This window comes from Paenibacillus sp. P13VS, from assembly GCF_015143645.1.
Taxonomy (GTDB): domain Bacteria; phylum Bacillota; class Bacilli; order Paenibacillales; family Paenibacillaceae; genus Paenibacillus; species Paenibacillus xylanilyticus_A.
Window position 1 is genome coordinate 48,650 of sequence record NZ_WYEV01000005.1, and the last position, 20,480, is coordinate 69,129.

The window sequence follows — 20,480 nt, forward strand, 5'->3', positions numbered from 1 at the left end:
TACTTCACCAAAAAAGCACGTTCCTGCTGAACCGAATTCAGTAGAACGTGCTTTTGTGTCTTTATTTTACTGTAGGGACAAATTCAAATTCCAGTCCACTTTGTTATAAATGCTGTTCGATTGTACGAACAAATTCCGTACATAATTGATCTGACGCTGAACCAGCGGCTCGGCCGTTTGCTCCAACCAGTACAATCTGCCCGCCAGGAAAGCAACCGCGTACTCTTTCCACGAAGAATAAGCCGATTGCGCTTCAAGGGCCGCCTCCAAAATCAATTGTTCTGCTTCCACCTCAGTGATAAACCCGACATATGCACTCTTGCGACACAGGTTGGCGTATCTTCCCCAATCCCAGGCTGCGATGCCGGCAGGGGGCAGTTTGTACATATACGTTTTGACCACCAGATATTCATGATATCTCCCCGTTTCCGGATTAAGGGACTGAATGCACTTCCATTGATCGGCTTCCGATAATGCGTTCATAAAAGTCCTCATTTGTTCAAACGCAACCCGATGCCCGCCTTCCCGGATCCATTCCAAAGCCGACAGGAGTTCTTCCCTGTTATGAATACGCCATTCTTCCTCCAAAGAGGTACGGAATCGATCCTTTTCCTCTTCATTCTCATCATGCTCGTAATCGCTGCGTATATCCAGTCCATTCATCTCATCCATGATGGCGCTCATGCCCCGAAACCACAGCTGTTTGTCCGTAACACCCTGCACAGCCTGAGCCGCTCCTCTGTCCTGTCCCATGATCCTTGCCCTCCTCCCTACGTAAAATGTAAATCCATGACTTCATCTGGCTCCAGATGCTGAAGGGGTACAGTCGAAGGCCAAAGTTCATACGCCGGCTTGGATTTGCGAAGCTTTTTCAAAAAGGAAAATCCCCGTTCTGCCGCACGAGCAGCAATAGCGTTACGACGCACAACATAATCCGGGTGGTCTGGCTGACTGTGTATAGCCTCTTCGGCATAGGCGAGCGCCTGATCCCAATCATGTTTATCGTAATACACCATGCTCAGAGCACTGCACACATCGCCCCGCAGACCTGCACCGTAGGCTTTGCCCAGTTCAAGAATGGCTTGGTCCATATCTCCCGCATGATAGGCTGCAATCCCGGAATACAACCAGATATGAGGATCAATATCCTCCGGTTCTTCTCCGTCTACATATGCTTCCACATATGCTCGGACACTTGCCCAGTCTTGGACTTCAACCAGATATCGTGTAATGAACAGCAATCCCCACGTTTCGACCGTCTCCATGTTAGACATCATGTCCGCAAGTTTGTTCAAATGTGGCTCCTTGTCCTCCATATCAGACTCCATCACGCAAACGACCGCCATTTTAGCAAGCTCATATACGTTGGGATGTTCATTTAACCCGTTGACGTATGTATCGTGTGCCGGCATAAGCTGCCCCTGTAAACGCAGGATATCTCCTTCAATCAGAGGGCCGTCCTGGTCCCCCGGATTCTCGCTCCGGAATTGCCGGATATCGTGCAGCGCCTGTTCCATCTCCCCCAGTTTCGTTCGCGCAATGGCCAGATAATAATAAATGACCGCTTCATGCTCATGGACCAAAGAAGTTTCAAGGGATTGTACGGCCTCAGCATACTGCCCCAGTTTCAAATGTGCGAACCCTTTCCGGTACCAGGCATTTGCAAAATCATGCTCCTTAACCACAACAATCTCATAATCGGCAAGCGCTTCTTCATAACGTCCCATTCTAAAATAACAAAGTGCCCGCAGCGAATAATATTCATAGGGCTCGGGATTGAGCTCAATCGCCTGACCGGATAGTTCAATGGCAGGCTCAAGCTGATCTTCTCTTTGGTAAGCACTCGCCAGCAAATGCCTGACCTCGGCATGAGACGGATCCATTTCTGCTGCTCTACCTAGATCCTCTATGGCAGCCGAATTATTGTCCATGCGCAAATGCAGTTGCCCGCGTTCGAGCAATATCGCAAAGCTGCTGATTCCTTCTCTGCTCGCAGCAGCCTCAGCGTACTGAAGGGCTTCAATCCCTTCCTCGCCTTTGCCTATTCGAACAAAGCCCTGGGCCCAGAGCAGATATAATGCCGCATCCAACTCCTCGTTCACATTAATTTCGCCCAGATACTGAACAAGCTGCTCATCGTTCCACAGTTCAGCATACCCCTCGGCAGCCTCACGCTGCAGTGTGCGACGAACGACCGCATCCGCTTGCTGCTCAGCCGCTCTGATCTTTTGCTCAACCCGTTTCTGTTTCAGCTCCAGCAGCGTAATCTGCATCTCCAGATCATGAGGATACTGAGCGACGATCTGCTCAACCATGTGTAGTGCTGTCTCCAATTCCCCCTGCTCCTGATAGAACAAGGCCAATCCATTCAATGCATCCAGTTGATGAGGTTCGCGTTCCAGTACCTTGCCGTACAGCTGCTCAGCCTGCTCCCTCTGCCCGGCAGCATGCAGAAGTCTTGCGCTATGCAGCAGCCCGTCCACTGCATCTGGTTCGAGTGCAGCCAGCCTTTCAAACAATACCAGAGCGGCGTCTTCCTCCTTGTTCCATAGGCGGAATTTGGCGGCCAGCCGGATCAGGTCCGGGTCGTCCGGATAAAGTGCCATACCTGCATCAATGTGTGATGCGGCTTCCGCAATATCACCTCGAAGCATCAGTTGGAATGCAGTTTCACGCAGACGAATGAAGGTCTCATAGTCCACATCCCTGCCCGGATCAAACGTGTCATAGCGAAGCTCCCACGGACGCCCCAGTTCCATGCCAGGATAATCTGCGATTTCCTCCGGAAGCACCTCTTTCAGCTCTTCCCGCTGTTCCGTCCAGCCGAAGAAGTCATCCAACCGTCCCCAGACGGCTTTCGGTAAAAAAGGACGTTCATACAGCATCCGCAGCAATTCCGTTCCCGTATAAAATTTCACGTCCAGCTGCCATAGTTCCTCGCTCTGCAGCCAGTCTTCCCATACGGCGGAATCTGCCCGTTTGAATACATCCTCTACGATAGAACGTGCTCCTTCAAGCAAGTGGACTGTGTCATCCACGGAAGCTGCATCTTGAAGCGAATTGGCTGCTGTCTCAACAGGAGCATCCCAGTGATCCACCGTAAAGTAGACGGGACCCTCACCGGATTCGGAAGCAGCTTCTTGCAAAGGGCCTTCTGCCTGAACAGAGCGGAGCTCCATCTCGGACTGATTCTGTGCTTGCGGGCTGACCTGCTCCGCAAGCAGCTCCTGATCCGGCATCGGTTCTTTCGCAGCCTTCAGGGCCTGCTCGTAAGCTGACCGCAATTCCTGGAACCCCTCTGGATCGTCTTCCGGATGCGTACTTCGCAGCTGCTTCGCATACGCACGTCTAATGGCTCCGGTATCCTGCGTAGGCTCAAGCCCCAATCTTGTCCAGATGTCCATTCACATATCACTCCCGCACTCTTTCAATTTGATCCAGTACTTCCTTCAACTTTTCTGCTTCTTTCCTGATTTCACGGTCGTCCTGGCGTTTGAGCGTCTCTTCGAACTGCAGCATGGCCTCGGCTATAATCGTACGGTACTCGGCCAGTGATTCTTCATACATCCGTTCTCCGCGAGCCAGGAGCAATCGGTTCTCCATCCGATCCCGCGGATGGATCTTGATCGCTTCCAGCGCTTTGAATCGCTCGGCAATTTCCTCTTTGGACAAGTCACTTTCTTTGCCCTGTATGATCGCTACCTTTTTCTCCCCTGTCTCCACCGAAGACACTTCCACTTCCAGGATGCCGTTAATATCGTACGTGAAACGGATATCTACGGCCTGTTGCCCCGCGGGTGCAGGTGGTACCGAGATCGTCAGTTCGCCCAGCTTGACATTATTCTTCGCCAGCCGGCTCTCTCCCTGATATATATCCGCAGTAATGGATGCCTGATTGTTGTGCATGGTATAGTATCGCTCGACCTTACTAACGGGAATGACTGTATTCCGTTCAATGATCGGCGCAAACATGCCTGATTCGAAACGGCCATTACCAAGCGACATCGACACAGAGGTCCCCAGTGTATACGGGCATACGTCTGTCAGAATCACTTCCTCCAGATCGGCATGGCGTTCTTTCATTGCGGCCTGGATTCCCACACCGAGGGCTACAGCCTCATCCGGATGCAGATGGTTCGCAGGCAGTCTGCCGAACAATTTGCCTGTAAACGAATAAATAAGCGGCATACGCGTAGCCCCGCCTACCAGGATTACCGCATCCAGCTCATTGAGTTTGACTGAAGCATCGCGCAATGCACGCTCGACCGGTTTTTGCAATCGTGCCAGTAACGGTTTAGCCGCTTGATCAAATTTTGCACGGTCAACATGAAGTTCCTTTACTCCCTCTTCCAGCGTCAAGGACATCGTACCTTCTCGTCCATCAACAAGCGCACGTTTGCAAGATTCGGCCTGCTTCCAAAGGGCTGACTGTGCCTTGCCTGACAACGTATCCTGCTCAATCTGATGCTGCTCGGCAAACATGTCCGCCAGCAGTCTTGTGAAATCCTCGCCCCCCAGGAAGTTATCTCCGGCAACCGACTTCACTTCCATTATCTGATCAAACAGTTCCAGGACCGATACATCAAATGTACCGCCGCCCAGATCGAATACCAGGAATTTCGTCTCCGGCTGCTGCTGATGCAGACCGTATGCTATGGCCGCTGCTGTGGGCTCGCTGAGCAAGCGCTCGACCTTGAGACCGGCCAGTTCTCCTGCCCGCTGTGTGGCCTTGCGCTGGGCATCGTTGAAATACGCGGGTACGCTAATAACCGCTTCGGTCACGGACTCCCCCAAATAGGCTTCAGCATCCGCCTTCAGCGATTTTAATATAAAAGCCGATAATTCTTCCGGCAAAAAATGATATGTACCCAAATGAAATGTTCGCCCGGTCCCCATATACCTCTTGAAGACAGAAGCTGTCCGCTCGGGATGTGTTATCAGCCGCTCTTTGGCCACTTCACCAACGAGCATCTCCCCATTGTCGTCGACACTGACGACGGAAGGCGTCAGGCGGTTGCCGAGTGCATTTGGAATAATAACGGGTTCTCCGCCAGCCCAGCAGGATACCAGGCTGTTCGTTGTTCCCAGATCAATACCGATGATTGTCATGGAGTACTTACCCTCTTTCTGTTCAACATCTATAAAATGTACAGGACAATCCCACAGGCCTTGTTATATGCTGGCATATACAAGTACGGCATACCGGATGGACCTGTCTAATTCATTCCTTAACGAACAATTTATCATAGATTAACAACCTGAGGACATAGGTATAACTTCACTGATTTACCCAAAAGCAGGCACCACGAATCAGACCCTTGGCACCTTCCCTACCTGATTACAGCCCAAAAACCGGATACACAAATGTGCACCCGGCCGTTCGAATTTATGGAAGTCTTTCTAGTGATTAAATGAACCAATCCTGAATGGTCGCAGCACATTTCAATAGGTTATGCGTCCACACCTGGCTGATTAGGCCGGAGAATAACCGATCCGACCGTCAGCAATATGGCAGCCATGCCACACAGAATGAGCAGCGGCAGTTTGATGTCGGACAGCGTGCCGCCTGCAGAGATGGTTTCAACAGCTTGGATCGTCCATTTTTGCGGGACAAAGTTGGCCAGCTTTTGCATATAATCCGGCATAATCGACAGCGGCCAGAAGCACCCTCCGATCATGCAGGTTGGTGTGATAATAAGCGAATTCAGTACGTTTGCGTTTTTGGATTCACGGATCAATCCGGCCACCGTACTCGCAATCCCCATGGATACCAGCATAAATGCAGCCAGGATGAGGAAATGCACACCAAATGGAATACCTGCGTCATAGTGCAGCACCCACCTGCTGATCCCCAGCACAAGCACAATCTGAATCATGCCGATGGCAAAGCTGCCCAGGAAATTGCCGAGAGCAATTTCATATGCACGAACAGGAGCAGTGTACACTCTGGCCATCGTCCGCTGCCTGCGGTCTTCCATAATGACAGCTACTGCGCTGGTCAGCAGCCCCATCATGAACATGATTGTAAATCCGGTCACATTGTTCAGTCCTGGTTTGGGATACATCTGCAGGTCGGTAGCTTCACCGGAGACCTGATGTTCCGCCGTTTTCTGCAGCAGCTGTTCGAATGGCTCTTGAGTTGCTGCCGATTCTGCAATCTGTTCTTGATTTGATGCTGCACTCGTTGCCGCCATCACAACCTGGGCCGACTGATGAAGTCCGCCAGCCATCCCTTCCACTGCAGCCCGCAGCGTGTAGGAGCTCTCACTGACACGGAGTTCAACCAGCTCGATCGATACCTTCTTCCCTTGCAGCAAGTCATCCGTATAATGAGCAGGGATGATGATCCCCGCATTCCCCTTTTGCCGGGTAATGGCTTCTCGCAGTTCTGCCTCCGTGTTCATCGGCTTGAGCAGATATTCTTCCTTGCTCGCAAGTTCGTTCACAATCCATGCACCGGCTGCGCCCTGGTCCTCGTTTACATATGGAATAACGGCCCGCGTGGCTTGCTCGCTCCCAAATAACGCAACTGCTCCTGTGACAACAAGGCAGGGAAGCAGCAGGAATGCCATAAACCCCCGTTTGCGTCCTATGGTGCGTTTGATCATTAACCATGCAATATTCAGACTATTCATAGCGGTATCCCACCTTCCCGTAGATCACAGCTGCAATGGCAAGCAAGACGGCACTCACCACACCGAGCATGAGGATATTGTGCATAATCTCGCTCATCGATGCGTTCAGCATCATGCGCAGGAAACTTTGCAGAGCCCAGTGATTCACCGTAAATTCACCAATCCGCTGTACAAAATCAATGGCAATCGGGGTGAAGCCGCCGCTAATAAACGTCATGGCAATGATGATGCCCTGCATTAACGCACTTGCAGAAGCTGCACTTTTGCTTACGAGTGCCACAATTACACCAATCATCATTGAAGATATGGTGATCAGAACGCAGATCAGAACAATCAGCCAAGGATGTGACCCCCAATTCACGCCGTATAACCAATAGGTCATCAGAACAATAATCAGCGCCTGCATGAAGGCCAGGAGGCTGTTGCCCGCAATTTTTCCTGCAAAAATGACACCATTGCCTACGGGAGCAGCCTGCAGACGGGTTAAGGTTTTCTTGTCCCGCTCACTAAAAAGGCTGCTGCTCGTCGTCATGCCCGCGTATAACATAAACATGGCCAGCATGGATGCAGCATAATATTGAGAGGCACTGTATGAGGTACCTGCCGTCCCAGGATTGCTGACATTAACATAAGAGATATCGGCTGTGCCCTCATCAACCATGGATGTCACAGCCACGCTTGCTTCGGGTCCCAACACTTCCACTGTTGCCATATGCCTGTTCAGTTCATCCGTAAAGCGGGTAAACAACGTCTCACCTACGATGTTCAGTGTGCCGTCTTTCCCCAGAATCCATTGCAGCTTCGCCTCTTGCCCCTTCGCCATCCGTTCCTCCAGATCGGGCGGGATCAAGACTGCAAAATCGAGTTCACCTTGCCGGAGATCACGTTCGGCTTCCTCCTCCGACGTAAAATGCTGTACTTTCATCATGTCGGATACAGCCGGAGCCTCTACAAATGCGTTCAAGGCTTGCGTGACTGAACCTGAATTCGAACCTGTCTGAATCACTCCCACGCGTACCTGTCCAGGCACATTGTCCTTCCCCGTATCCATCGTACTGGATAACGCGGCTCCCAAAATAAAGATGAGCAGCAGCGGTAGAACAAACAGATTGAGGAGAACAGATCGGATTCTTAAAATCCGCCTTATTTCAAACATGCAAATATGCCAAATGTTCATCCATGCCACCTCCTAATCCCGCAGCGTTCGACCGGTCAGATTGAGGAACAATGTCTCCAGATCGGGCTCTTCAACCTGGAGCGACTGAATGGCAATCTCGTGTTTGCTGCAGATGAAAAGGATATCCTGTAGATCCTGCTGCGCCGAAGGCAGCGTAATGGTCAAGGTGTCTCCTGCCACTTCTACTGCACGCACACGCGGATGAAGCCTTAGTTCCTCAACGGCACCGGGGCCAATTCCCGAAGCGCTTAGCACGATTTTCTCCTCGGACGCTACCCGCTCTCTCAGCTCCGCTTCGGTGCCACAGGCAATGATGTGTCCCTGATCCATGATCGCCACCCGGTTACTGATTGCCGCGACTTCCTCCATGTAATGGCTTGTATAGATAATGGTTGATCCCATCTTGTTAAGCGTGCGCACAGATTCCAAAATATGATTTCTCGACTGAGGATCGATTCCTACCGTTGGCTCATCCATAATAATCAGATCCGGCCGGTGCGTAATGGCACATGCGATGTTCAGCCTGCGTTTCATCCCGCCAGAGAAAGTGGACGGGGCATCCTTCGCTTTATCCTGCAGCCCGACAAATTCGAGCGATTCCTGCACCCTCTCCTTCAACAGTTTCCCGCGCAGTCCGTATAGCCTAGCAAAAAAAGTGACATTCTCCGCAGCCGTCATCGCTTCATACAGCGCCAGATCCTGCGGCACAAGTCCTATCTTGCGTTTGACTTCAAGCGGTCGCTCCTTGACTGAGATGCCATTCAGCCGGATTTCACCCTGATCGATGCTGAGCAGACCTGCAATCATACTGATGGTGGTGCTTTTGCCTGCTCCGTTCGGTCCCAAGAGTCCAAATATCTCCCCCCGCTCCACACTCAGGTTCAAGTGATCGACCGAAAGCTTGCTGCCGTACCGTTTTACCACATGTTCCATTTCAAGAATAGCCATCGCTCATACACTCCTTTTCCATTCCAGCATCCGCCGCCAGATTTCATATCTGTATTGTACCGAATCCCATGGTCCCGCGAAGGTACGAAAGGTCATAAGATGGAGGTGACTTAAGTCATCTCCTTCATATCAAGCATGCTGTGCTATAATCAGGGGTGCATTACCCGTAATTTCCCATTCCATTTTTAAAAAGGATGTTTCTTACCTATGCCGATGCGTATACTGCAATACGGTTTAATTCTCGTTCCTGCGGTCCTGTACCTCTTGATGCTGCCCTTGGACCAGGAGGATTTATATACGCTCTTTATCATCATTGCGCTGGGACTCGCTGTCTGCAAGGACTTTGCCCGTTCTCGTTCTCGTGCTCGGTATGTGCTGCTCATCCTGGCTGAAATGCTCTGGAGCTGCTGGCTGATTGCTGTATACGGACCGTTCATGTTGTTCTTGTCCTTATCCATACTCTATGTGTATATGTATCGACTTGAAGGGACATCCCGCTGGTTGATGTTGGGAGCTCAGCTTGTCGCCACAAATATAGCGTTACACTGGCAATACGCTCCGCCTCAAGAGCTGCTTCCTTGGTTTGCCTCAGTTCCTACTGAATCTAAATTCCCCTTCCTGGAGGAGACAGCGGGAAAAGTGGTGGGAAACCTCATCCTTGTCCTTACCGCCGCACTCTCCTGGCAGGGTTCCAAAATGGCGAGCAGTCGCGGACAGCTGGAACAGGTATATGACGAACTTCGCAGTAAACATTACGAGCTTCAAGACGCTCGTGCACAACTGCTGCTATTCACGAAGCAGCTGGAGGGAGTAGCTCAGGAGGAAGAACGGACCCGGATTTCCAGGCAGCTTCATGACGATATCGGACACCGCCTCATTCGTACGAAAATGATGTCTGAGGCTGCCCTGTTGACCCTTCCTCTGGATACCGAACAAGGTACGGAAATGGTAAGACAAATACGTGATCAATTGGCAGCAAGCATGGATGACATGCGTGCTACCCTTCACAAACTGCGTTCCAGTTCGTATGTTTCCGAAGCCTACGCACTGGATCTTCTACTGGAAGAGGTAGGCAGGGAGACGGGGGTGAAAACGAGTTATGAAATCCGCGGCTCATCCCGTGAGCTGTATCCGAGCATGCAGATCGTCCTATATAAAAATGCCAAAGAAGCGCTAACCAATGCCCTGAGACATGGCAACGCCAGCACAATTACGGTGGAAGTGGAGTTCGGGGAACGTGAGGTCTGCATGTCCGTCAGCAATGATGGCGTAATCAAAGCGGAGCAGTCTGCGAAAGCACGGCCTGAGGGAGAGGGAGCACAATCGAACCGCAGCACAGCAGCAGATTCGGGCCCATCGGGAATGGGGCATGAAGGAATGCGACTTCGCACAGAATCCATTGGAGGCCGGCTCGAGATCCGGCAGGCTTACCCTTATACCGTAACTACACGTTTGCCCATGATGAAGAAGACTGATCTGATCTAAGAAAGAAAGGAAGTGATGATGCCCATGTCTGAACAAATGGAACCAAGTAACCATAACGAAGCTGAACAAATCCAGCCCATTCGGCTAATTCTCACGGATGATGACTCTTTTATTCGCGAGAGCCTGAAGGTCCTGCTCGGACTTGATCCCGGCATTATCGTCACAGGTACGGCCACCAATGGACGTGAGGCACTTGAACTGCTGGAGTCAGGAACCGCTGCGGACGTTGTATTGATGGATATCCGCATGCCGGACTGCAATGGCGTGGAGGGCACCCGAATCATCAAGTCCCGTTTTCCTGACATGCGTGTACTGATGCTGACGACATTTGACGACGACGAATATATTATCCAGGCTCTGCAGAACGGTGCTAGCGGTTATTTGCTCAAAAATGTAACTCCAGACCGAATTATTCAAGGCATCAAAACAGTACATAACGGTGATATGCTGATTCACCCCGATATTGCCCGCAAGCTTGCAGGGCTGCTTCGTCCGGCTGTGGCTCCCCAAACACATTCACATCAACCTCTTGATGCTTACGGTCTGACACGAATGGAACTGGCCGTTGCAGAAGCGATATCGGAGGGGCTGTCCAACAAGGAAATTGCGGCTAAACTATTCTTGAGTGAAGGTACGGTCAAAAACTATGTCACCGAAATTCTCGGAAAATTAAACCTGCGTGATCGGACACAGATCGCCATCTTTATGTTGAAGAATTAGATTCACATAGCACAAAGGGTACTTCCTCGCTTTCCGAGCGGTGAAGTACCCTTTATTGATTACATTTCTACTGATCCTTGTTCATTCATGCCCGGAGCCGGCAGCGCCAGCGGAGCGTCATCATTATGATTATTTTTGCGACGGGCAAACAATTTGAGAGTAATGATATGGAACAACGTCAGCGGACGCAGCTGTACTGCCCAAGCTTCATGGCTGACCGGAGCCATAAGCACCCCAAGCTGATGATGTTCACCTTCATAGATGGCCCGCTGCATAAATTTGCTCTCACCCTGATGGTTACGAACTTCCAGTTTGCAAAAGGCCGGATTCATCCGCAGTGCACGATGCAGTTCTTCGGGTGAATTTACCATCACACCGTTCACCTTATACAGCGTCTCTCCTGCTTCGATGCCCAGCTCTGCAGCAGGGCTATCCGGGATAATGCCAAGTACCTTTAAGCCGTGGACCGGATGCACATACACCGGACTGCGATGCTGTTCCTCGAACCCACTGTACCACACCAGAAATTCATGGCCGATAAATGCTGCCAGAGCAGCAACCACCATAAGTGGTGACCACCAAGCCGCCAAGAGACTGAGCACAAGCAGGCATGTCCCGTAGAGCAAGAGCCGCTTGGCGGATATTTGTACCTTTTGCCCAGGAAGCATACTTTGCGTAACTTCGCCGAATCCAAGCAGGATCGGAAGTGCCATTAACATATAGCCACCACCTGCATTCAAGAGAGGACTCCAGGCTAGTTCTGCTCCGCTCCCTGTTACGGGTACCAGAATCAGCATCGGAATCGGCCAGAAATGCTGCAGCTGGTATCCTCCAACCAGCTTGCCGCGCTTGCCTTCAAAGAGCAATGGCGAAGCCATGGATACCCCTTGCAAGCGAACAAGCATCGCTTCACCTAGATGCAGTAAGGCTGCCAGTACCAATAAGGCAGGCATGTCCAGCGCACGCAATGCCTCCGTGATACTGCCAAGCCATCCCTCCGGCTGCCAGCCTGAGGCCAGGTTCAGCCCAAACTGCACTACGCCAAGCAGCCCTGCCGCGTAGGCGAAACACAGATAGCGAATACGGAACAACGCCAGAATTAACGTTGCGGCCCATATGCAAATGACACTGGCAAGTGTAAGGTGCGCCCCGAGGAAGATGGATATTACCGAGACGATGATGCCAATGACGATACCTCCGAGTAAGGCACGGATCGTCTGGGTGATGGAGCTTTGCAGACGAACATGAAACAACCTACGTTCCTGTAATAATTGACGATGATAGATCAGTGCAATCAAAATGACCGCAATATAATAAAACGGCTGAGTAAACAACTGCAGCACTGCTTCCCCTAATGTTGTTAACCATGGCCAAGCCCATTCCATGATGGCCCGTCACCCCTCTCTTTCAGCCGGTTCAGAAAAAAAGAAGGCTGATAATCAGCCTTCTTAATGGCTTCGACACGACGGTCTAAATATCCTTCGAGACATTTTCGATCGCGCGCTTCAGCTGTGCATCATATTGAGGATTGGCAATACGTTCAATCAGAGCCGCTTCCAGTGATTCAGCGGTTTTCTCGTCGATCTCGCCGGTAACCTCAATGCCTTTCTGCTTCTGGAATGCTTTGACCGCTTCTTGCGTCTTCTGGTCATAGTATCCATCTACACGATCCGGCTTGAAGTCGAGTCCTCTCAGCATCGTCTGCGCACTTTTCACATCCGTGCTATTGCTGTCATATTTCAAAGGTAATTTCTCTTTGTTAATCGGTGCCACCGAGAAGTAATCCGGCTGGTTCACCGCTATATCCGGTTTGATGCCTTTTTCATGAATCCAGTCTCCATTCGGAGTCAGCCATTTCGCAATGGTGATTTTCAGCAGGCTGCCATCACCCATTTGCTTGTCATAGCTCGTCTGTACCGTGCCTTTACCAAAGGAGTTTTCGCCAACCAGCGTTGCGCCAGCCGACTGCTGCAATGCACCGGCCAAAATTTCCGAAGCACTTGCGCTTCCTTTGTTCATCAGTACTGTAATCGGGTACGACTTGCTGGAACCATTCGATTTGCTTTGCTCACGTTTGCCGTTTTTGTCCTCGACCTGCACGATCACTTTGCCTTTTGGAACAAACTGCTCGGCAATGTCGATAACGACTTGCAGTACGCCGCCCGGGTCATTACGTACGTCAATGACCAGACCCTTCATGTTCTGTTTCTCCAGATTGGCCAGCTCTTCCTTGAAGCGTTCTCCGGTATTCAGCGAGAATTGGGTGATGGTAATGACACCTACACCGTTATCCTCCATGTGAGCGTACACAGTCTCCAGATCAATATCATCACGCACAATGGTAAATTCAATCAATTCTGTAGAACCGGCACGCTTCACTTGCACCTTGGCTTCACTGCCCTTTGGACCTCTGATTTTGTTAACAGCCTTGTTTAATTCAAGGCCTTGCAGAGATTCGCCGTTCACAGACATGATCATATCTTTCGCCCGGATGCCTGCTTTCTCGGCAGGTGATCCTTTGATCGGGGATACGACAACGACGTTTCCATCCTGTGAGGATACCTCGGCCCCGATCCCGGTAAAGGATCCTTCAATGGACTCCTCAAACTGGGCAGCCGTTTCCTGTCCCATGTAGTTGGAGTATGGATCGCCAAGGGATTCCATCATGCCGTTGATCGCACCATCGATCAGCTTGGTCTTATCGACATCTTTATAATAGTTGCTTGAGATCAAATCCATTGCGGTTTCAATCTTCTTCAAATCGTTCTTCTGCTGCGTATTGCCGGTTACACTTGCCAGCAGGCCTTCACCCGAAGTGGTCTGATTGGCCACGCCGGGATAACTCATCAGTACCAGCGTAAGCAGGCTCCCTCCAAGGAGGGCCACAATGGCAAGCAGCAGCGCCGATCTTTTCTTCATCATCCGTTTGCTCACCGCCTTTAGTTTTGAAGCGTGTCAGATTCCATATGCCGAATCCATTCCCTGAACATGCCAGCTTAGTATATGTCTAGCTTGTACGGAATATGTCTTTTCCATTCCTTCAGAGTCAATCCATTACAGGTAATTCATTGGATTCACTGGCGTACCATTTTCACGAACTTCGAAGTGCAAGTGAGGTCCGGTTGAATTACCCGTGTTGCCTGACTCGGCAATAAGGTCGCCTTTGCTCACTGTATCTCCCTTGCTTACCTTAAATCCGCCTTCACGCAGGTGACCATACAATGTCCAGAGTCCGCCACCATGGTCTACGATAACGGTATAACCGTAACCACTGTACCACTCTGCCATGATAACGATACCGCCTGATGCCGCGTGAACTGAGGTTCCCACAGGTACAGCAAAATCGGTACCATTGTGCATCTTGCCTACTTCACCCGTAATAGGGTGTGTACGACGACCGAATGGCGAGGAAATGCGTCCGCCGGATACCGGTTTGGAGAAGATACCATTGCCCGCGGTATACACGGGTTCACTGCTGCCTGTGCTGACTTTCGTTGGCGCCTTCGCTGCTGCTGCAGCCCGAGCTGCTGCGGCTGCTTTTGCTTTGGCAGCGGCGGCTGCCTGCTGCTCACGAAGTTTGTTTTTTTCCTGAAGCAACGCTGAACGCTTGCTGGCGATCTGAATCAACACATCTTCCTGCTCCTGCGTCAGCTCTTCCGACTCTTCAATTTTAGCATCATAGGAAGCCAGAAGCACCTGCTTCTCCTGTTCCTTTTCATTTAACTGGGCTTTGCGTTGTTTCTTTTGTGCATATAGGCTTTTGGCTTCCGCATACTGCTTGTCCAGTTCAGCCTTTTTGTCGACAACGAGCTGCTTATCCTTTTTGTGCTCATCCAGCAGATGCTGATCCTGATCCACAATCGTTTTCAGCGAATCTGCACGTGTCAGGAAATCCGAGAAGCTTGTTGAAGACAGCAACACATCCAGATAGGATACGGCTCCATCGGTATACATCAGACGTACACGCGATTCCAGCAGTTTCTCCCTTGCGACAATGCGCTCCTCTGCAGCCTGGAGATCTTTTTTCGTCGTGCGAAGATCTTCTTCCGTGTTCTCAATTTCCAGGGAAACGTTCGCCAGTTCATCACTGACAACATTGATCTGCTCCATGACAACCTTCAGATAGGCGTTGGTTTTGTTCTTGTAATGCTGGGCTTCCTTCTTGTTGGAAGCAGCCTTTTTCTGTTCCTGTTTGGCCGCAGCCGCCTTGCTCTCCAGCTGGCTAATCTGTTGATCGATGTCACTAATGCTACTCTTGGCATATCCGTCCGAAGGTTGAAGCGTCAATCCGGCCAATAACGTAAAGGCCAGCAGCGAAGCTGTTTTTTTCAAAATGGTGATCCCCCATCCTATGAATTCACAAGAAAGCAACCTACACAGGTGGTGAACATCATGTTCTTATGCTTTCTTCCATCTAATTAAGAGTGCGTCTTCCCTACATATCGTCAAACAGCGTCCAATTGTGAACCTGCTTTGTCATTCTTTTTCGACAATTTCTGCAATTTCAGTAATAAAACCCTAAACCTTAAGTGACTTGCGAATGGACAGTGTACTTCCCAAAATACCTACCAGCACACCGAGTCCGATCAAAAGGGTTCCAAACAGCAACCAAATGTCGCTGAGCGGGATCAGGTTAAGCATCTGCATGAATACATCCTGACCAATGGTAGCCAGCAGTCGGCTGTAACCGAAGAACAAGACTGCTACCGTAATCATGGAACCGATGAATCCAATCAGCGCACCCTCAATAAAGAAAGGCCAGCGAATGAATGTATTCGTTGCACCGACGAGCTTCATGATGCCGATCTCCCGGCGACGGGCAAGAATCGTTACGCGAATCGTATTCGAGATCAGGAACATGGACATCAGAGCCAGTCCCCCGACAAAAATAAATCCGATATTTCGCACAAGGCGTGTAAATTTGAACAGCACTTCCACCGTTTCCTTGCCGTAGTTCACTTTCATGATCGGCTTCTCCGGGTGTTTTTCGTTCAGGGCTTCAATTTTTTGCGCCACAAAAGTGACGGTTTCCGGTTCAATGACCTCCACTTCAATGGTCTCCGGCAGCGGATTATTATCCACATCGAAACCGTCCAACACATTATTCGCACTGTCACCGAGACGTTCCCGGAACTCCTTGAGTCCCTCTTCCTTGGAGACAAAGCGAATCTCGCTTACTTCCGGCATGGCACTGATCTCCTGCTGCAGCGTATTGCGCAGACTCTCATCCACATTTAGCTCCAGAAACGTACTGATCTCCACCTGGCTGTCCACCTGGTTAGCCATGGAATTCACATTCAGCACGAGCAGCATAAATACCCCGAGAATGAGCAGTGACACGATGATCGACATGATGGATGCCACAGACATCCAGCCGTTGCGGAATACGTTTTTGAATCCCTCCCGCAAATGGCGCAAGAGAGTACTAAAATTCATAACCGTATTCCCCTCTCATCTGATCCCGTACAATCTGGCCACGCTCAATGGCGATAACCCGTTTACGCATCGTGTTCACGATATCCTTGTTATGGGTTGCCATGACAATCGTCGTTCCTCTGAAATTGATCTCGTCCAGCAGCTGCATAATGCCCCATGACGTCTCGGGATCAAGGTTACCCGTAGGCTCGTCCGCGATAATCACCGACGGATTGTTTACAATCGCGCGTGCGATGGCAATACGCTGCTGTTCCCCCCCGGACAATTGCGAAGGTTCACGATTCGCCTTGCTGCGCAGTCCCACCAGATCGAGCACTTCCATGACCCGTTTCTTGATGTGACGCTTCGGCGCCTCAATAACCTCCATGGCAAAAGCCACGTTCTCAAACGCCGTCATCTTGGGCAAGAGACGGAAGTCCTGAAACACTACACCGATGTTGCGGCGCACATAAGGAATCTTGCGTGGTTTCAACTTGCCGATATTAAATCCATTGATGGATATTTGTCCTTTGGTCGGAATTTCTTCTCTGTACATCAGTTTCATAAATGTTGATTTACCTGCGCCGGACGGACCGACGATATACACAAATTCATTGCGGTCGATCTTCACCGACACCCCTTGTAATGCGTGGGTCCCATTGGCGTAGGTCTTCCACACGTCCTGCATTTCTATCACATCATCACTTCCTGCTCACATAGTTAGCCATTATCATTTCGACACAATCCCGGCAATTCCTTTAAAAAGACCTGAAATTCATCAGGAGCAATCCATTTTACCCTTATTTCGATCCTCTGGGATGGAAACATATAAAATATATTGTAACAAATTTGTTACCTATTGAGTACCCGAAAGTTTTCATGCATTGGATCATATATATAGAAAGTGTTACGAAATGCGGAACATCAGAAGTGAAAAGGAGCGTACGGATATGAAAAAAATACACTTGACCGTCATTGTTGTGTTCTCGATTCTCTTTATCGGCTCCGCTTCCTACGGATTGTTGTATATGTATGTGAATCAGCCCGCTTTGCCGGGTAAGGTGCAGGTTGGCGGCTGGCAGGTCGGCGGCGTGAATCGGAGTGAGGCTCTTCGGGGACTGGATGAACGTTTGAAAAAGCTGGGGGACTGGCCTGTTACGCTGGAGGTGGATGAGCCCTCCCTGACGCTGAACATGACTGCGATTGAAGCCGGTGCAGATTACAGTGCAAACGCCTTTCTTACGGCGGTACATGAGCTGGACGAAGGGAATGTGTGGGAACGTGCGTATGCCCGTTATCATTTCGCGGAGGAATGGCCTCTGGAACACAGGTACAATATCCAAGCCCTTAGAACACGTTTGAGCCCTGAGTGGGAAAAGGAAACCTTCGGCACACCCGCAGACGCTGTCCGGCGGATCACCTCAAACGACAAGGTCCAGTACATCCCGGAGAAGGGCGTCCGGCGGATCGCCTGGGATGAAGTGGAGGCCAGGCTGCTGGCGAAGCTTCCCCATGATTTCACCGTGCTGGACAATGGGGATAAACCTGCCGCACTGTTTATTCAGCTGCCGCTATACACCCAGCAGCCTGAAGTCACGGTGGAGTCTTTACGCAAGGAAGGCATTGAGCGGAAGATCATCCAGTTCTCCACTGGGCTTGGCAGCAGCACGGAAGGACGCATACATAATGTCAGTGCAGCAGCACAATCCGTGAACGGCATGATTTTGGAGCCTGGGGGCATATTCGACTATGAAAAAATCATTCAACATGCCGAGAAGGAATACGGCTTCCGCGAAGCCCCGGTTATTGTTAGGGGGCGTCTCACCCCGGGGATTGGCGGAGGCATATGCCAGGTGTCCAGCACCGTATACAACGCAGCCTTGTTAACTGGACTTGATATTGTCGAGCGGCGTAACCATTCGATACCCGTCAAATATCTGCCGAAAGGACTGGACGCCACCTTTGCTTCGGGCGCTATCAATTTCCGTTTCAAGAACAATACGGGCAAATCCCTGCTGATCCTTGCTGAAGTGAATAACCACCAGTTAACCGTCAAATTTTTTGGTACTTTTCCCGAGAATGTCAGCTACGCACTCGAATCCCACACCATCGAAACGCTAAGCGCCCCTGTAAAGTATGTATCCAGCAATGTGCTGCCGGATGGTGCCCAGCAGGTTTTGCAAAACGGACAGCCTGGCTACATCGTGGAAACTGTACGTATCAAGAAAGTGGATGGCAAAGTGGTGGAGTCCAAAACCATTTCGCGAGATACCTACAAAGCTCAGGATCGCCTTATCGCACGTTCAGGTCATAGCAGCCTGCCAGATCCGGAGGAGCCTTCTGTTGTAGAGGACGGCGTGAGTGATACCAAACAGCCATAAGAGTTGTTGGACAAAGCAAAAGACACACCATTCCATTGCTCCCATTGGAGACAGAATGGTGTGTCTTTGTTGTTCACTTCATATTAATGCCCTGCTGTGTATTCTCCCTGTTCCTCGCCGATCACCATCTTTTCTTTTCCCATAAAGAAAGCAGCAATCAGAGCCAGAGCAGCCGGAATAGCCGCCCAGGCAAACAACTGCACGATCGAGGAGGATAACGCATGAGTGATGGCCTCCAGCACCTGAGGTGGAATGGCCTGTCTAAGCTCCGGAGAGAGCAAGGCGTGCGGGTCGCTCAGATTCAAGCCCTCCGGCATGCCGCCTGCTGGCACTCCGGCTCCTGCACCGCCCGCTTCTGCAGCCGGACCGGCCAGGGCATCGTTCATTTTGCGCGTAAATACCTGGCTCTGAACAATCCCAAAGATTGTAATCCCCATCGTCATACCAAGGGACCGCAAAAAGTTAAGCGTAGAACTTGCGGCACCCCGTCTCTGTGGTTCGAAGGCATTCATGGCCGCATTGCTGAGCACGGAGAACGAAGCTCCCACACCCAGACCAACGAGCACCATAAATACACGGATCGTCCATAGGGACGAGCTTTCGTCCAGTGTCGTCAGCAACCCAAGACCAAGAACCAGCAGCGCCAGTGTCGGGATCATAATGTTCCGATATTTGATCTTGGTCATCAGCACCCCGCCCATCGAAGCGGTGACGACTGACCCCAGCATCATGGGCAGCAGCACAAGACCCGAATTGGTCGCTTTACCCCCGAGTACACCCTGTATGAAGATGGGAATGTACACCGACGCCGTGATAAATGCCGCACCACTGAACATGGCAATGACATTACTGGACCAGTACACGCGGTTGCGGAACATGTTAAAGGATATAATCGGCTCCTTCGCTCTCGATTCGGCAAATACGAACAACAGCGCCAGCACTGCAAATCCGGCGAACAATCCGAGAATTTGCCACGAGTTCCAGGCATACGTTTTGCCACCCAATTCAAGGCCGAAGATCAAACACACAACAGCACCAATCAGCGTTACTGCACCCAGCCAGTCAATCTGCTGGGATTGATGCTGGTGAGATTCCTTGTAGAAAAAGGCAATAAACACAAACGCGATCAATCCGAGCGGCAGGTTAATATAAAACACCCATTCCCACGTGGCATACTGTGTGATGTATGCACCCAGCAGCGGTCCGAACACGCTGGATAATCCGAAGACAGCTCCAAACAATCCGCCCAGTTTGCCCCGTGCTTCCGGTGCAACCACGTCAAACATGATGGTAAACGCAATCGGCACCAAGGCACCTGCACCAATCCCCTGAATGGCTCTGTACATGGTCAACTCCACAATGGATGTTGCTGTGCCACATAACGCCGATCCAAGCATAAACACGATAATTCCGAATACAAAAAACTTCTTCCGTCCGTACATGTCGGACAATTTACCGAAGATCGGCATGCCTGCCATCTCGGCGACCATGTAAGCTGAAGTCACCCAAACAAATTTGTCGAGGCCACCCAGCTTCCCGACGATATCCCCCATCGCCGTTGCCACGATGGTGTTATCCATCGAAGCCATCAGTATGCTGAGCAGCAGCCCTGCCAGCACCAATCCAATACTGTTTTTACGTGCAACCATTGTACTCAATCTCTCCATTCACGCTCTATTCATATGACTGAAATAGTATATCCGAAAAGTCGCCCCCAAT

The 20,480-nt window shown here is 50.7% G+C and carries 15 protein-coding genes; 3 read left to right on the plus strand and 12 right to left on the minus strand.

Annotated elements, in window-relative coordinates; translation table 11 throughout:
- Positions 1 to 66 precede the first annotated feature (66 nt).
- The 6 genes from GUA98_RS14055 to GUA98_RS14080 all read right to left on the minus strand — a co-directional run bounded on the left by GUA98_RS14055 (position 67) and on the right by GUA98_RS14080 (position 8,760).
- Complete coding sequence (locus GUA98_RS14055) at positions 67 to 753, minus strand: DUF1266 domain-containing protein (protein ID WP_193723470.1); 687 nt, start codon at positions 751 to 753, stop codon at positions 67 to 69.
- Between the two features lie 17 nt (positions 754 to 770).
- Positions 771 to 3,404: a J domain-containing protein gene (locus GUA98_RS14060; protein ID WP_193723471.1), complete on the minus strand. Its 2,634-nt coding sequence runs from the start codon at positions 3,402 to 3,404 to the stop codon at positions 771 to 773.
- A 7-nt stretch (positions 3,405 to 3,411) separates the two neighbouring features.
- Complete coding sequence (locus tag GUA98_RS14065; protein WP_193723472.1) at positions 3,412 to 5,109, minus strand: molecular chaperone HscC; 1,698 nt, start codon at positions 5,107 to 5,109, stop codon at positions 3,412 to 3,414.
- 341 nt (positions 5,110 to 5,450) lie between these two features.
- Entirely contained in the window at positions 5,451 to 6,635 is a 1,185-nt protein-coding gene (locus GUA98_RS14070; RefSeq protein WP_193723473.1) for an ABC transporter permease, read from the minus strand.
- Positions 6,628 to 7,812 carry an ABC transporter permease gene (locus GUA98_RS14075; protein ID WP_193723474.1) on the minus strand — a complete coding sequence of 395 codons (1,185 nt, stop codon included), beginning with the start codon at positions 7,810 to 7,812 and terminating at the stop codon, positions 6,628 to 6,630. The genes GUA98_RS14070 and GUA98_RS14075 overlap by 8 nt, the downstream gene beginning before the upstream one ends.
- A 12-nt stretch (positions 7,813 to 7,824) precedes the next feature.
- Positions 7,825 to 8,760, minus strand: a complete 936-nt coding sequence (locus GUA98_RS14080; protein ID WP_227779661.1) for an ABC transporter ATP-binding protein — start codon at positions 8,758 to 8,760, stop codon at positions 7,825 to 7,827.
- A 207-nt stretch (positions 8,761 to 8,967) separates the two neighbouring features.
- On the opposite strand from GUA98_RS14080, the gene GUA98_RS14085 reads away from it, so the two are divergent.
- Together GUA98_RS14085 and GUA98_RS14090 are read left to right on the plus strand one after the other, a co-directional pair.
- Positions 8,968 to 10,245 (plus strand): sensor histidine kinase, encoded by a 1,278-nt coding sequence (locus GUA98_RS14085; RefSeq protein WP_193723475.1) that lies wholly within the window; start codon positions 8,968 to 8,970, stop codon positions 10,243 to 10,245.
- Between the two features lie 36 nt (positions 10,246 to 10,281).
- Complete coding sequence (locus GUA98_RS14090) at positions 10,282 to 10,965, plus strand: response regulator (protein WP_415753031.1); 684 nt, start codon at positions 10,282 to 10,284, stop codon at positions 10,963 to 10,965.
- A gap of 59 nt (positions 10,966 to 11,024) precedes the next feature.
- On the opposite strand, the gene GUA98_RS14095 is transcribed toward GUA98_RS14090, so the two are convergent.
- The 5 genes from GUA98_RS14095 to ftsE form a co-directional block, all read right to left on the minus strand.
- Positions 11,025 to 12,350 carry a PDZ domain-containing protein gene (locus GUA98_RS14095; RefSeq protein WP_193723477.1) on the minus strand — a complete coding sequence of 442 codons (1,326 nt, stop codon included), beginning with the start codon at positions 12,348 to 12,350 and terminating at the stop codon, positions 11,025 to 11,027.
- 85 nt (positions 12,351 to 12,435) lie between these two features.
- A complete protein-coding gene (locus GUA98_RS14100) occupies positions 12,436 to 13,887 on the minus strand; it encodes a S41 family peptidase (protein WP_127540983.1) in 1,452 nt (483 codons plus the stop codon).
- A 132-nt stretch (positions 13,888 to 14,019) separates the two neighbouring features.
- Positions 14,020 to 15,297, minus strand: a complete 1,278-nt coding sequence (locus tag GUA98_RS14105) for a murein hydrolase activator EnvC family protein (RefSeq protein WP_127540985.1) — start codon at positions 15,295 to 15,297, stop codon at positions 14,020 to 14,022.
- A 186-nt stretch (positions 15,298 to 15,483) separates the two neighbouring features.
- A complete protein-coding gene (gene ftsX / locus GUA98_RS14110; RefSeq protein ID WP_193723478.1) occupies positions 15,484 to 16,401 on the minus strand; it encodes a permease-like cell division protein FtsX in 918 nt (305 codons plus the stop codon).
- Entirely contained in the window at positions 16,391 to 17,077 is a 687-nt protein-coding gene (gene ftsE, locus GUA98_RS14115; RefSeq protein WP_095291427.1) for a cell division ATP-binding protein FtsE, read from the minus strand. Before ftsE ends, ftsX begins: the two co-directional genes overlap by 11 nt.
- Before the next feature lie 253 nt (positions 17,078 to 17,330).
- Here ftsE and GUA98_RS14120 point away from each other — a divergent pair, with 253 nt between their 5' ends.
- A complete protein-coding gene (locus GUA98_RS14120; RefSeq protein ID WP_193723479.1) occupies positions 17,331 to 18,761 on the plus strand; it encodes a VanW family protein in 1,431 nt (476 codons plus the stop codon).
- Between the two features lie 83 nt (positions 18,762 to 18,844).
- Here GUA98_RS14120 and GUA98_RS14125 read toward each other — a convergent pair whose 3' ends face one another.
- Positions 18,845 to 20,410 carry an MDR family MFS transporter gene (locus GUA98_RS14125; RefSeq protein ID WP_193723480.1) on the minus strand — a complete coding sequence of 522 codons (1,566 nt, stop codon included), beginning with the start codon at positions 20,408 to 20,410 and terminating at the stop codon, positions 18,845 to 18,847.
- Positions 20,411 to 20,480 lie beyond the last annotated feature (70 nt).

Coding starts and splice junctions, on each gene's coding strand:
- GUA98_RS14055 (WP_193723470.1), bottom strand. CDS start 753: ATGGGACAGGACAGAGGAGCGGCTCAGGCTGTGCAGGGTGTTACGGAC.
- GUA98_RS14060 (WP_193723471.1), bottom strand. CDS start 3,404: ATGGACATCTGGACAAGATTGGGGCTTGAGCCTACGCAGGATACCGGA.
- GUA98_RS14065 (WP_193723472.1), bottom strand. CDS start 5,109: ATGACAATCATCGGTATTGATCTGGGAACAACGAACAGCCTGGTATCC.
- GUA98_RS14070 (WP_193723473.1), bottom strand. CDS start 6,635: ATGAATAGTCTGAATATTGCATGGTTAATGATCAAACGCACCATAGGA.
- GUA98_RS14075 (WP_193723474.1), bottom strand. CDS start 7,812: ATGAACATTTGGCATATTTGCATGTTTGAAATAAGGCGGATTTTAAGA.
- GUA98_RS14080 (WP_227779661.1), bottom strand. CDS start 8,760: ATGGCTATTCTTGAAATGGAACATGTGGTAAAACGGTACGGCAGCAAG.
- GUA98_RS14085 (WP_193723475.1), top strand. CDS start 8,968: ATGCCGATGCGTATACTGCAATACGGTTTAATTCTCGTTCCTGCGGTC.
- GUA98_RS14090 (WP_415753031.1), top strand. CDS start 10,282: ATGGAACCAAGTAACCATAACGAAGCTGAACAAATCCAGCCCATTCGG.
- GUA98_RS14095 (WP_193723477.1), bottom strand. CDS start 12,350: ATGGAATGGGCTTGGCCATGGTTAACAACATTAGGGGAAGCAGTGCTG.
- GUA98_RS14100 (WP_127540983.1), bottom strand. CDS start 13,887: ATGATGAAGAAAAGATCGGCGCTGCTGCTTGCCATTGTGGCCCTCCTT.
- ftsX (WP_193723478.1), bottom strand. CDS start 16,401: ATGAATTTTAGTACTCTCTTGCGCCATTTGCGGGAGGGATTCAAAAAC.
- GUA98_RS14120 (WP_193723479.1), top strand. CDS start 17,331: ATGAAAAAAATACACTTGACCGTCATTGTTGTGTTCTCGATTCTCTTT.
- GUA98_RS14125 (WP_193723480.1), bottom strand. CDS start 20,410: ATGGTTGCACGTAAAAACAGTATTGGATTGGTGCTGGCAGGGCTGCTG.